This is a genomic window from Flavobacterium mesophilum (assembly GCF_039581405.1).
Lineage (GTDB): Bacteria > Bacteroidota > Bacteroidia > Flavobacteriales > Flavobacteriaceae > Flavobacterium.
The window spans coordinates 444,306-457,096 of sequence record NZ_JBCPXZ010000003.1; the positions used below are offsets into that span (position 1 = coordinate 444,306).

The 12,791-nt window shown below is 33.8% G+C and carries 10 protein-coding genes; 5 read left to right on the top strand and 5 right to left on the bottom strand.

Translation table 11 applies throughout. From position 1 onward, the window contains the following. Positions 1-59 precede the first annotated feature (59 nt). The 5 genes from AAYQ19_RS10915 to AAYQ19_RS10935 all read right to left on the bottom strand — a co-directional run bounded on the left by AAYQ19_RS10915 (position 60) and on the right by AAYQ19_RS10935 (position 5,924). Entirely contained in the window at positions 60-839 is a 780-nt protein-coding gene (locus AAYQ19_RS10915; RefSeq protein WP_343536276.1) for a TatD family hydrolase, read from the bottom strand. A 227-nt stretch (positions 840-1,066) separates the two neighbouring features. Continuing rightward, the gene (locus AAYQ19_RS10920) at positions 1,067-2,797 is read right to left on the bottom strand and encodes a S41 family peptidase (protein WP_343536278.1); all 1,731 of its coding nucleotides are present in this window, start codon (positions 2,795-2,797) and stop codon (positions 1,067-1,069) included. A gap of 24 nt (positions 2,798-2,821) precedes the next feature. Continuing rightward, positions 2,822-4,486 carry a S41 family peptidase gene (locus tag AAYQ19_RS10925; RefSeq protein WP_343536280.1) on the bottom strand — a complete coding sequence of 555 codons (1,665 nt, stop codon included), beginning with the start codon at positions 4,484-4,486 and terminating at the stop codon, positions 2,822-2,824. 127 nt (positions 4,487-4,613) lie between these two features. Then, a complete protein-coding gene (locus tag AAYQ19_RS10930; protein WP_343536282.1) occupies positions 4,614-5,336 on the bottom strand; it encodes a tetratricopeptide repeat protein in 723 nt (240 codons plus the stop codon). Between the two features lie 6 nt (positions 5,337-5,342). Beyond that, the gene (locus AAYQ19_RS10935) at positions 5,343-5,924 is read right to left on the bottom strand and encodes an RNA polymerase sigma factor (RefSeq protein ID WP_343536284.1); all 582 of its coding nucleotides are present in this window, start codon (positions 5,922-5,924) and stop codon (positions 5,343-5,345) included. 124 nt (positions 5,925-6,048) lie between these two features. Here AAYQ19_RS10935 and AAYQ19_RS10940 point away from each other — a divergent pair, with 124 nt between their 5' ends. The 5 genes from AAYQ19_RS10940 to AAYQ19_RS10960 all read left to right on the top strand — a co-directional run bounded on the left by AAYQ19_RS10940 (position 6,049) and on the right by AAYQ19_RS10960 (position 12,765). Beyond that, the gene (locus tag AAYQ19_RS10940) at positions 6,049-6,348 is read left to right on the top strand and encodes a hypothetical protein (RefSeq protein WP_343536286.1); all 300 of its coding nucleotides are present in this window, start codon (positions 6,049-6,051) and stop codon (positions 6,346-6,348) included. 187 nt (positions 6,349-6,535) lie between these two features. Continuing rightward, positions 6,536-7,519 (top strand): hypothetical protein, encoded by a 984-nt coding sequence (locus AAYQ19_RS10945; RefSeq protein WP_343536287.1) that lies wholly within the window; start codon positions 6,536-6,538, stop codon positions 7,517-7,519. A gap of 112 nt (positions 7,520-7,631) precedes the next feature. Then, positions 7,632-9,584: a PKD domain-containing protein gene (locus tag AAYQ19_RS10950; protein ID WP_343536288.1), complete on the top strand. Its 1,953-nt coding sequence runs from the start codon at positions 7,632-7,634 to the stop codon at positions 9,582-9,584. Positions 9,585-9,706: 122 nt separating this feature from the next. After that, positions 9,707-12,376, top strand: coding sequence for a CHAT domain-containing protein (locus AAYQ19_RS10955; RefSeq protein ID WP_343536290.1), 2,670 nt, complete (start codon positions 9,707-9,709; stop codon positions 12,374-12,376). After that, a complete protein-coding gene (locus tag AAYQ19_RS10960; RefSeq protein ID WP_343536292.1) occupies positions 12,328-12,765 on the top strand; it encodes a retropepsin-like aspartic protease in 438 nt (145 codons plus the stop codon). Before AAYQ19_RS10955 ends, AAYQ19_RS10960 begins: the two co-directional genes overlap by 49 nt. Positions 12,766-12,791 lie beyond the last annotated feature (26 nt).

Here is a 12,791-nt window from a genome sequence, read left to right on the forward strand (position 1 = left end):
TATTTGGGTTTAAGTGGGCAAAAGAACAAAAAAAAAATTAAAGTTTTGTAAGGTCTGGGTTAAATCCCAAAAACGTCCTTTGAATTTTGAGTCGTAATCTTGGCAATTTCTTCGGCAGAAACTCCATAAATATCGCTTAATTTGGCAATAACATTGACCAAATAACTGCTTTCATTTCGTTTTCCACGGTACGGAATCGGCGCTAAATACGGCGAATCTGTCTCCAAAACAATATGTTTTAAATCAATTTGATTCATAAACTGATCGATTTTTCCGTTCTTAAACGTTACTACACCGCCAATTCCCAATTTCATTTTGTAAGAAATCGCACGCTCAGCTTGTTCTAAAGTTCCGGAAAAACAATGAAAAATCCCAAATAAATCTTCAGATTTTTCTTCTTCTAATACTTCGAAGATTTCATCAAAAGCTTCTCGGCAATGAATTACAATTGGCAATTTGTATTGTTTTGCCAGCTGAATTTGCCTTTTAAAAGCAATTTGTTGCTCTTTTAAATGTGTTTTATCCCAATACAAATCAATCCCAATTTCGCCAACTGCGTAGAACTTTCGCTTTGATAATTCGGTTTCAACATGCGCCAATTCTTCCAGATAATTGTCTTTCACGTAAGTGGGATGCAAACCCATCATCAAAAAGATGTTTTCTGGATAATTTTTCTCTAAATCATACATCGATTGTGTTGCGGTGGCATCGATTGCGGGAATAAAAAAACGTGTAATTCCGGCATCAATGGCGCGCTGAATCATAGCGTCACGATCCTGATCAAATTCTTCAGAATATAAATGCGTGTGTGTATCGGTAATTATGGGTGTTGAATTCAAGGCTCTAATTTTAAAGTGCCAAAATTACGACAATATTAAAAGAATAGCAATTCTGTGCGGAATGGCACACGGATTTAACGGGTTTCGCTTTCGCGAAAGCACTGATCGAAGCGGATTTTTAATCGCATTTCTTGTCATTTCTCGTTCCTCGAAATGACAAAATTGAAAAGCCTTTGTCAAAGTTTTTATGCTTTGCCAAAGGCTTTTGCCCCCAATAATATATTTTCTTAGTTTTTTAGACTTGGTGTTTCCTTCAAATTTACTTTTTGATTTGTCGCTGCTCCGGTCTTTAAATCTCCTGCTTCAATAAAAAACAAAGCTTGATCCAAGACTTCATCACGTCCTTCTTGAATTCCTTTTATAGTTGGTTTTACTTCAATATCCGGTACAATTCCCACTCTTTGCGTTTCTCCTTTGTTTGGGTAATACACACCAATTCCAGAGAACAATGTGCGAAATCCTTCAAAATCAAAAACAGAAATATTTCCGTCTGCGCCTGAAGTTTGACTTCCAATAATAGTAGCATTTCCTGTGCTTCTAAAAGCCATTGCAGACCATTCTGCGTGGCTTTGGGTTTCTTCGTTAACTAAAACCACTACTTTTCCTTTATAATGATCTTTGTTTTCTGTGCCGCATGAAGTTCCATCGCCCCATTTATATCGTCCAGGATGATTTAAATCTGGAACGGTATAAATAGCAAATTTATTTTCCTTTGGACTTATAAAATTTGCTATATCATCAATAGTTCCTTTTGGATAATTTCGAAGATCAAAAACAATTGCTTTTGTATCTTTAAGCTTTTCAATCATATCAGGAACATTGTTGCTTTTTAAAATTCCCATATCAACATAACCGATATTGTTATCTAACATCTTAAATTTTTCCTTCTTTTTCCTCGCGCCTTTTTTAAATTCATTTCGGTGTGAATCGTGATAATCGTGCCATATCATCGTTTTGGTGATATATTTTCCATTCTTTAAAAACTCCACTTTAACAGTATCTGCTTTAGTCACTAAAAGAGTCGGAGCAATTTTATCCAAAAGTTTAGCTTCATTAGAAGCACTTAAAAAATCTCTTTTCTCCGCAATAGCTTCTTTTATGGTTTTGCCATCTACTTTTGTAATTACATCACCTACTTTTATGTCATCCGCCTGTGCCAAACTATCAGCTAAAATTTCTGTAACCACCAGTTTTTCGTCAATAATCTTTGCACTAGCAGGAAAATAATTTGAAGGTTTGGGAGTTGGCGCAGTCGCATTCGGATATACATATACTTCTGTGTGACTGTCATCAAGCTTACTGGCAAATTTTCTCATTACTCTATAAAAATCCGCTTGATTATCAGCCTGAATAGCAAACGGTATAATTTCTGCTAAAGTTGTATCCCATTTTTGATCCATTAGATATTTGTACGGAAAAAAGTATTCTGCCAAATTCCAAAACATAAATACCATTCTCAATTTCGAATATTTATTGGTAAAATCTGGATGTGCACGATTTTCGTTTCGCATGCCGATATTACCAACACGGTCTAAGCCATAAACATAAAATTGATCTCCTTGAAATCTGTTTTGTTCTATAAACTTTAATTTCTGCGAAAGCTTTTTAGAGAATACTTTATCGTTATTAAACCAACTTAAATCAAAATTTTTGTCAAAATACTCTACCTCTTTTGAAGATGTATTTGAAGCAACTTCTTTTATCGGGCCAAGTTCATCGATCCAGTTTTCTAAAATCAGAGAGAAATCTTCTTTTGTTTCTGCTTTTTCGATTTTTGGCAATTTCTCCAAAAGCTGTTTGTCCCAATCCAATTGTCCGCTGGCAACTTTTGGATGATAATATTTTAAGAAACCCCAGACTTTACAGGTTGCTACCAATTTTTCAGTTTGGGTGATTTTTGTTGCGCTGAAAATAGTTTGAGAAAATAAAACCAGTAGTAATAAGGTAATTTTTTGCATTACGATTTAGGTTTTGTTTGATGATTATTTACCGGTTTCAATAAATGCCAATGCGCGATCTAAAACCTCGTCTTTTCCTTCTTGAATTCCTTTTATGGTTGGTTTTACTTCAATATCAGGCACAATTCCAATTCGTTGCGTTTCTCTTCCGTCAGGATAATACACTCCAATTCCTGAAAACAAAGTGTGAAAACCATCAAAATCAAATTGGCTCACATTTCCATCTGCTCCAGCGGTTTGGCTTCCAATAATTGTGGTATTTCCTGCCGTCTGAAAACACATTGCCGTCCATTCCGATTGGCTTACTGATTTTTCGTTCAGTAAAACAATTACTTTTCCTTTATAATTCTCTTTGTTTTCAGAACCACTTTTAGTTTCTCCATCCCAAACAAATCTTCCTGGATACGTATAATCTGGGCGTGTATAAATGGCAAATCCTTTTTCCTTAGCATTTAAAAACTTTGATATTTCTTCCCAAGTTTCTCTTGGATAATTTCTCATATCAAAAACAATTGCTTTTGTTGATTTCAACGCCTCAATCATTGCGGGAACATTTTTGGATTTTATAATCCCCATATCAACATAACCAATATTGTTATCCAAAAGCTTAAATTTTTGTTTCACTTTTTGAGCACCTTTTTTAAATTCATTTCGATGAGATTCATGATAATCAAGCCAAATCATGTCTTTTGTTTCGTATTTTCCATTCTTTAAAAATTCTACTCTAACATTGTCCGTATGACTAATCAAAACCTCTTTAACGAGTTTATCCAAATACGCGGCATCATTTGAAGCACAGATTAAATCTCTGTTTTCTGAAATAATTTGTTTTATCGATTTGTCATTGATTTTAGTGATTACGTCTCCTACTTTTATGTCATTCGCTTGCGCTACACTGTCTCCTAGAATTTCTGTCACCACTATTTTTTCATCGATTATTTTTCCATCAGCAGGAAAATATCTTCTTATTCTTCTAGGTGATGACGCATTTGGGTAGATAAAAAATTCGGTATGGGTGTCATCTATTTTAGACGCCATTTTTTTCATCGCCATATAAAAATCCTCTCCATTGGTACTCTTAATAACTTCCGGCAATGTTTCTTGTAAAGCGACATCCCATTTCTCGCTCATCAAATATTTATACGGAAAAAAATATTCAACCAAATTCCAATACATAAATATCATGCGAAGTTTTGAGTTTTTATCGCTAAAATTTGGATTCTCATATCGCTCATTAATCAAATAAACATTTTCAACATGTTCTTTTCCATCAACATAAAATTGTTCCCCTTGAAATCTATTCTCTTCAATGAATTTCAATTTTTTAGAAAGCTTTTTAGAGAACAATTTATTAGAATTGATCCAGTTTAAATCAAAATTTTTATCAAAAAACTTTACATCTTTTGGCACTGCAATTGGTGCAATTTCTTTGATTGGTCCAAGATCATCAATCCAGTTTTCTAAGATTAATGAAAACTCTTCTTTTGTTTGCGCTTTTTCAATTTTAGGCAATTTTTCTAAAAGCTGATTGTCCCAATTTGTTTTTCCTCCTGCAACTTCGGGATGATAATATTTCAAGAAACCCCAGACTTTGCAAGTTGCAACGAGTTTTTCAGTTTCGGTGATTTTTGTTGCGCTGAAAATAGTTTGCGAAAAGACAATAAAAAGTACTAAAGTAATTTTCTTCATGTAGGTTTCGGTTAAATAGGTGGTTTTGGGCTAATTTTTCTTATAAAAAGAAAATCGAATTTAGAATTAAAATTCCAAATTCGATTGCGGTTTTCCGTAAATGAGAAAATATTTTCTAAAGAGCTGTTTACTCTAAATCATCTAGTAGCAATTGCACTTCGTCATAATCTTCATAATCCTGAGAAATGGTCTGCAAGATTTCTTTACAAGACTTATAATCTCTTTGTTTCAATTTAGATAGTGCCAAATACCAAGTCGCTTTGTCTTTATATGCTGAGTTTCCTGCTTTCAGTTCATTAAAAACGGCTTCGGCTTTCAAATATTCGCTTTGTTCTAACAGCGAAATTCCGTAATAATATTGAATTTCTGGTGTTTTTCCTTTTGCTAAAACGGCTTCAAAATGAGGGATCGCTAAAGAATATCTTTTTGCATTAAATTCTTTTTCTGCATTTTTCAAAGGGCCATCTTCGCTTCCTCTTTCAGCAAAAGAAGCATGTTCTGGATGGTTGTAATCGGCGAAAGCTGGATTTTGATTGTAATTGAAAAAGAAAAGTCCAAATAGTACTGCGACTGATGCAGCAACAGCAAGATACCAAGGCTTCAAACCAATTACTTTTGGTTTTTTATTGAAATGTTCTTCGGCTATCTGATTCAAATTTTCTTTGAAAGCTTCTCTTTCTTCTTCAAATCCAAATTTATTTTGCAATTGAAATTGGACTTCTTTGAAAGTTTCAAATTCTGACGCAAATTGCGCATCCTCAGACAATTGTTTTTCAAAATCGCTTTTTTGATCGATAGTCAGTTCGCCTTCCAGATATTGGTCGAATAATATGTAGCGTTCTTCGTTCATGACTAATTATTTTTTTAGAGAATTAAAATTTTTTGCTCCCTGAATCCACTCTGTCAGCTGACCAATGCACAAGGATTTCTTTTTGCGCACATAACCGTAAGTAACATTTAGTTTTTCGGCCACTTCTTCCATTGATTTGATGGCAAAACTCAGCTTCAACAATTCTTGACATTTGTCTCCTAATTTTTGAAACATGGCATCAAAAAGCTGTTGTTTTTCGTCAAATTCCTCAGTTTGAGTAATTAATTCCAATGCAGATTCATTGATAGATACCACATCTTCATGAATTGTTACCCCTTTGTTGGAAATTTTTTTGAATTCATTCAGCCACTTTCTTTTGCATAATAAAAAAAAGTAAGCGTCAAATGGACAAGTTAGCTTCAATGTGCCCGCTTTGGCTTGATTGTAAAGCAAAATCATGACTTCTTGCACGATATCCTGCGCTCGATCTTTATCGCCTGAATTGTTCAGAACAAAATGAACGACTTTAGGAACGAACTTTTTATAAATAGACTCGATAATTTCCGAATCATTTGCTGCAAGTCCGTCAATATACATTTGGTCACGATGTATTTTAATTTTCTCCATAAAAAAACTTTTGATAAGCTAAAGTTAAAAAAGAATCTGAAATAATTTTAAATCTAGGGTAACAAAAACAAAATCAAATTGATATAAAACCGAAGTACGCTTTTAAACCAAAAAAATAAAAGAAATGGAAACGTATCAATTTACTAAAGAAAAAAGTCTAGAGCAGTTTTATGAAATGATTTCGGCCAAAAAACGAAACGGTTTTATAGTTGTCGAACACAATGAAAAGTTGCCGTATGTGGTTTTGTCCAAAGAAAAAAAGACGCTCAATCATTCATTCCATCTCTTTCTTACCTGCATCACATTAGGACTTTGGTCTATTATCTGGCTGTATTTAATTGTTGTGCTTTCGCGGAAGACAAACATTTTGGTCGCAGTCGATGAAGATGGAAATCTTTTTGAAGACAAATGTTTATCACTGTAAAAAAAAATTAAAAAACAGGGGTAACAAATTTTAAACCGAATTGATATAGTGTTATACAAGCCTAAAAAAATAATTTGAAAACAAGGGTAACAATATCAAACCCAAATTGATATAAGAATATAAATAACAACCAAAATCTGAAAACCACTTGAAAACTTTCAAGACAGATTTATAAAAACTAGAAATCATGAACACAAATTTTAAAACTATCAGTCTATTATTTTTATTGCTAATTTCGATTACAAGTTGCGACAACAGCGACGGCAATGATATTACAATTATGCCTCCAACTTCAGCTGCTTTTAAAAGCATTAGTGAAAAGGGACTTAAAGGAAACACACAAAAATTTACTGCAACTGCTGGAACCGGAATGATTACCTTAACATCTGCGAAAGGAGTTAAACTGAACATCAACGGAAACTGCTTGACCAAAAACGGAAATGCAGTAACTGGGCAAATCGACATTGAATACATCGAGCTTTTTGACAAAGGAAATATGCTGATTACCAACAAGCCAACAATGGGAATTACAGCAGACGGAAAGAAAAACTTATTAATTTCTGGCGGAGAATTTTTCATCAAAGCGACACAAGGCGGCGTTGAACTTCAAACTTCATGTTCTATGAGTATGATTGTGCCTGCAACTTTAACAGATGGCGTTGACAATACAATGACTTTATGGACTGGCGTTATTGACGACGCAGGAGAATTGGCTTGGAGAGAAGCAAAAGCAGGCGCTGACGGCGCTAACGGAAAAGGTGGCGTGCAAGGTGAAGGAAACAATTATTATGTGACTTTTGGAAACTTTGGATGGACAAATGTGGACCGTTTTTATAGTGATCCAAGACCAAAAACAACCATTCTTGCTGATGCTCCAGAAGGTTATGACAACAACAATAGTGCAATTTATTTGTCTTATGACGGCGAAGGAACAAATGCGCTTGCAAAATTAGATACTTATACCGCTGCAGGATTATTCAGCGAACATTATGGCCAAATCCCGATTGGTCTAAAATGCCATGTGATTTTTGTTACCGAAGACAATGGTCAATGGCGCTATGCGATCAAAGCTGTAACCGTCGCTGCCAACGATATTTACACTTTTACTCTTGCCGAAACCGTAGTCGGTACTGAGGCGCAATTGGTAGCAGCAATAAATGCTATTCAATAATTTTAAAATGCTTTTTTTAGGAAAAAGTGGTGATTTGCTCATCACTTTTTTTTACATTTAATCGCGTTTTAAAATTGATTTTCATGATTTTAAGGCAAAAAACTAACTAGTTATGAAACCACAACTGTCTATTTTTTTGATGCTGTTTTCGATTTTCGCAATAGGTCAAACCAAAGTAAAAGACACCATAACCCGACGCGCCAATATTGGTTTTATCCAAAATGGAAATGCCGTTACCTTTAAACCCGAAACACCACCTCTGATTCCGATTGCGGGTGCGCCAAAACCAAGTTATTCGTATTTATGGGAACTCGGCGACGGGCATTACAGCAAAGAAGCTGAGCCGAAACATGTTTATAAAAACAAAGGAACGTACACCACTCGCCTTGCTGTAACCAACAATTACGACAATGGAAAACCGCCAGCAACACGCCCGAAAAAAGTAGCTGTTAATGACATAACAGACAACAATTATAAAGACATTGCCTCAATTGCGGATCAAAATGGTTTTGCGATAATTAAGAATTGTGATCCTATTCCAGATCAAGAAATGGTAGTCGTAGTGAGTTATCAAAATCTTGAAAATTATGTTTCGAGTGGCAAACTGTATTTGTTTTATAATGAAAAGGAATTCAAGAACAAAAACTTTGAATTGAGCGATTTTAGAACTTACGCCAATGAACGTGAAGTAAAAGAAAATCTCGTGGCTTCAGTTGACGATCTTGACGATTCAAATAATTTTGTGGCTTCCGCCGAAGGGAATTTCAATCGCAAAAAGTACCGAAATACTACGACCGAAGAAGATCTAGATGCTTCACTTTTAGATGCCAATAAAACCTATCATAATGTTTCGATTTTAGAATTTGACGACGCTAATCCAGGCGAAACGCGCAATGTTTTTTATACTTTTAAAACAACGCCCGAAATGATTAAAGATACTAGTGCAACGGTTACGATGCGCGGGATTTTTGTTCCGAATCGAAGCTATAAAAACCATAAAATAAAAAATCTGGAAATGGAAATCGTAACTTCTCATGATCCAAACAAAATGGGATCAAACGGAAGTTTCATGAATTATAGATTGGTGCGTTTTAAAAGAGTGAATTTCAAAACTCGTTTTCAGAATAATGGCGAAGGTCCTGCGAGAAAAATTCGTTTAGAAACTGATGTTCCAGATATGTTTGATAAAAAGACTTTTCAGATTGAAAGCATGTATCCCGAATGTCCAATTTGTCCAAAAGGTGAAGAGCCAACGGTGAGTTGTCTGGATACAATCATCAAGCAAAAACAGATTATTTTCACTTTCAAAAACATTTATTTGCCAGGAAGTGAACAAAAAAATGTGCAGGAAAAAGATTCTACAAAAGGGTTTGTAAAATATTCCATGAAGTTTGCCGAAGACTTTCATAAAGTAAAAACCAAAAGCCGAACCGCAATTATTTTCGATAAAAACGAACCTATTATTACCAACTACGCCACTACCCGATTCTTGCCTGGAATTTCGATTGGTGCAAAAGCCGGTTATAATATTTATCCGGATTTAGATAAATCAACAAGCTATTTTGTGGGAGCAACGATTTCTCCTTTTAAATCCTATCGTTTTTACTGGCAAGCTGAATGGCTGAATGCTTTGAATCAATATAATAGCGATGTTACAGTTGTAGATGAATTTTTGACAAACGCTAACGGAACAAGACAATTACAACACACGACAACTACCATAGAAAATAAAAACATCAATTGGGAAGTTCCTGTTTTGATTCGGTATAACATTAATAATTATATTGGAGTTGGTGCCGGCGTTCAGTTTAATGTGAATGTTTCTTCGGAGCAAAATCAGAGTATTCAAACAGATCTTTATGAAGGCGACAAAGGAAATTTTCTAATCAGTTCGACGACTACTTCTAATACAATTAAAAACTCTTTTACGGATTTCAATACCGGACTTTTATTTGATTTAACAGCTGGTTTCGCGAGAATTGGTCCGAGTTTGGGTGCGCGTTATGTGATTAATTTTGAACAGAATTTCAATTATATTCAGCTTTACGGAATTTGGAAGTTTTGATTTTTTTCACCATATAAGTTCATATTAACTAGACGGATAAAAATATAAATCTTGAATTAATTATCTTTTATTTCTAATTTCAAATATGCTTTTAGCAATTAAAATCTGCGCAATAATTTAATATGAACTTATATCACTTATATGGTTTAATTTTCTGTTTCCTAACTTTGACTGTTTCAGCGCAAAATCAGGAAGACAAAATTTACAATGCCATTGATGTTTTTGTTGCTCATCCTTCCGCGAAAGCGTTGCAGAATTTAACGAATGCTGAAGCCGATTTTTGGAGAAATCCGAAACCAAAAACCAAAGATGAATTATTGGCAATTGTGGTTTTGAATTGCAATAAAGCGTATTATGAAAACCAATTTGGGCAAACGCAAAACGCGATTTCGAGCTACGAAAAAGCCTGGCAGATTTATCAAAAAAACAAACTTTCAAATTATGATATAGTTGAATTTTGCCTAAAACCTTTGGGCAATTTATATACCGTTTTAGGCGATTATGATAGCGCCGAAAATATCATAAAACAATACTTTTTCATTGTCAATACTTCCAAAAATTATCCTGATGCTGAAAAACAAAAATTTGCTGCGATTCTAAATTTATCTAATGTTTATCAGAGCTCAGGCAAAATTTCTTTGGCAATTGAACTTTTGGAAAAAACGTTGAAAACCGAAAAATTATCCAATGTCCAAAAAGGAATTTTGCTCAATAATTTGGGAAACAATTACCTGATGGGTTTTAAAGGTAATTTGATGACGCAGGAACTCTATAAAAAAGCTGAAAACACGTTTAAAGCAGCTGTTAAATATTTGGAAAACGACAAGGATCATTTGGAAAATTTATCCAATTCTTATCGAAATCTTGCAACAGTCAGTCGGCAAACACATCGATTTAAAATTGCCGATTCTTATTTAACAAAAGCAACTGAACTCTTTCTGAAAATCCCAAATCAGGAACCAAGAAAAATTGCAAATTTATATTATGAAAAAGCTTTATTGCTTTTTGATGAGAGAAAGTATAATGAAAGTTCGAAAGAAATTACCGTTATTTTTAAAACGTTGATTCCGAACTATAATTCAGAAAACATTCTTCCGAATCAAAATCAATTGTATGCAGAAACTGCTTTAGTTGATGCGCTTGATTTGCAGGGAGAAATTTTAAAAATAAAACAGCCCAAAAAAGCGCTTCAGGCTTTTGATCTTTCTTTCTATATCGAAGATTTGCTTATGAATTCTTTGGTTTATGAAAACTCACAAATCCTGATGCAATTGCGCTCTCGAAATCGTGCAGAAAAATGCATTTCAATTTATAATAATTTATATCAAAAAGAAGGTAAAATCGAATATTTGAAAGAGGCTTTTCAATTGTCTGAAAGAACGAAATCTGGGATTTTGCAACGGTACCGCTCGAATTTTAAAAATGCTTCGGCAGAAGAAAAACAATTTTTACAAGAAATTCAAAACGTAAATAATTCGATTTTAAAAGAACAGCAAAAAGGAAATGTAGCAAATATTTCTAAAATAAATCAGCTTATAAAAAAGCAAAATGAAGTGATGCTTTCGCTAAAGAAAATTCAGTCTGAAAATCCAAATTCAATTTCGGAGAATTTCGATTTAAACGTTTTATTTTCAAAATTAGAAAAAGACAAAGCAATAATGGTCTATTATTTTATGGGGGCTGAAAACCTATATTATTTTACTGTGCAAAATAACCGAATTAGCTTAAATCATTTTGACGTTACAGATGTCGCAATTCCTAAAATTTTAAGATTTCTCGACTATTTTAGAACCGCAGATGCTATTACAAATGATATTGCAGGATACAATTATTATGGCAAAAATGTCTATGATTTATTAAAATTACCTTCAAACTTAAACTATAAAAACCTCATCGTTGTTCCTGACGGAATCTTAAATTTCCTTCCGTTTGAAGCTTTAATTACTAAAGAATCAAATACGACAAATTTTGCCAAAATGCATTATTTGCTTAATGATTTCAAGATTGCTTATAACGCCTCGGCGAATATTTATCTGAATTCAAAACCAAGTCAGAAATCAGAAAAAACAGTTTTGGGCGTTTTTCCAGTCTTCGAAAAAACACCTTTCGAATTGACTTATTCGAAGAAAGAAATGGAAGCCATCAAAAGTTATTTCAAAGGAAAATATTTAGAAAATGCTGCTGCGAGTTTTGCCAATTTTAAAAACAATGCACCAAATTATTCCGTTTTGCATTTGAGCACACATGCTTCTTCAGGCGATATAGAAACTCCGGCGAGCATTAAATTTTATGATCAGGAAATTTTATATTCTGAATTGTATAATTTGCATATCAATCCCGATTTGGTGGTTTTAAGTGCCTGCGAAACCGGAATTGGAAAACTTTACAAAGGTGAGGGCGCAATGAGCGTTGCGAGAGGTTTTCAATATGCTGGTGCACAAAATTTAATGTTTTCATTATGGAAAGTAAATGATTTTACAACTTCTGTATTTATGGAAGATTTTTATAAAAACATCAACAATAATGCTTCTTATTTTGAGGCCAATACGAACGCAAAACTCAATTATCTGAACGATAAATCCATTTCAAATGTCAAGAAATCGCCTTATTATTGGAGTTCGTTTGTTTATTATGGCTCTATTTCGACAGAAAAAGAATCAGGAAATTATCTCTATTATATTGTTAGTTTATTGGCTGTAATTGCTTTAATTACGTTATTTTTGATATTCAATCGGAATCGAAAATGGAAAATCTTCACGAATACCTCAAAAAAGAGAAATACAAAAAAATAAAATTCAAGCTTACCAGAACACAACATCTTGCAATAAAAGCCAAGATCAACGGCATTTCGGGAGACTTCATTTTAGATACAGGAGCATCAAATTCTTGCGTTGGATTTGAAAGCATCGAACGTTTTGAACTGACAGCAAAAAAATCAAAAACAAAAGCGTCGGGCGCGGGAGGAACAGGAATGAAAACGCAAATTTCATCTGAAAATAAACTGCAATTAGGAAGCTGGAAAAACACCGATTTTAGCATTGTGATTTTTGATCTTTCGCATGTAAACGAAGCTTTAGAATCGCATAAAGCAAAACCCGTTCACGGCATTATTGGCGCCGATGTTTTGCTTGAAGGAAAAGCAATCATTGACTATTATAATCATTATGTGTATTTAAAATAGAATATTAAAAACTTACCCTCTTTACG

Coding starts and splice junctions, on each gene's coding strand:
- AAYQ19_RS10935 (WP_343536284.1), bottom strand. CDS start 5,924: ATGGAGAAAATTAAAATACATCGTGACCAAATGTATATTGACGGACTT.
- AAYQ19_RS10950 (WP_343536288.1), top strand. CDS start 7,632: ATGAAACCACAACTGTCTATTTTTTTGATGCTGTTTTCGATTTTCGCA.
- AAYQ19_RS10925 (WP_343536280.1), bottom strand. CDS start 4,486: ATGAAGAAAATTACTTTAGTACTTTTTATTGTCTTTTCGCAAACTATT.
- AAYQ19_RS10920 (WP_343536278.1), bottom strand. CDS start 2,797: ATGCAAAAAATTACCTTATTACTACTGGTTTTATTTTCTCAAACTATT.
- AAYQ19_RS10945 (WP_343536287.1), top strand. CDS start 6,536: ATGAACACAAATTTTAAAACTATCAGTCTATTATTTTTATTGCTAATT.
- AAYQ19_RS10940 (WP_343536286.1), top strand. CDS start 6,049: ATGGAAACGTATCAATTTACTAAAGAAAAAAGTCTAGAGCAGTTTTAT.
- AAYQ19_RS10960 (WP_343536292.1), top strand. CDS start 12,328: ATGGAAAATCTTCACGAATACCTCAAAAAAGAGAAATACAAAAAAATA.
- AAYQ19_RS10955 (WP_343536290.1), top strand. CDS start 9,707: ATGAACTTATATCACTTATATGGTTTAATTTTCTGTTTCCTAACTTTG.
- AAYQ19_RS10930 (WP_343536282.1), bottom strand. CDS start 5,336: ATGAACGAAGAACGCTACATATTATTCGACCAATATCTGGAAGGCGAA.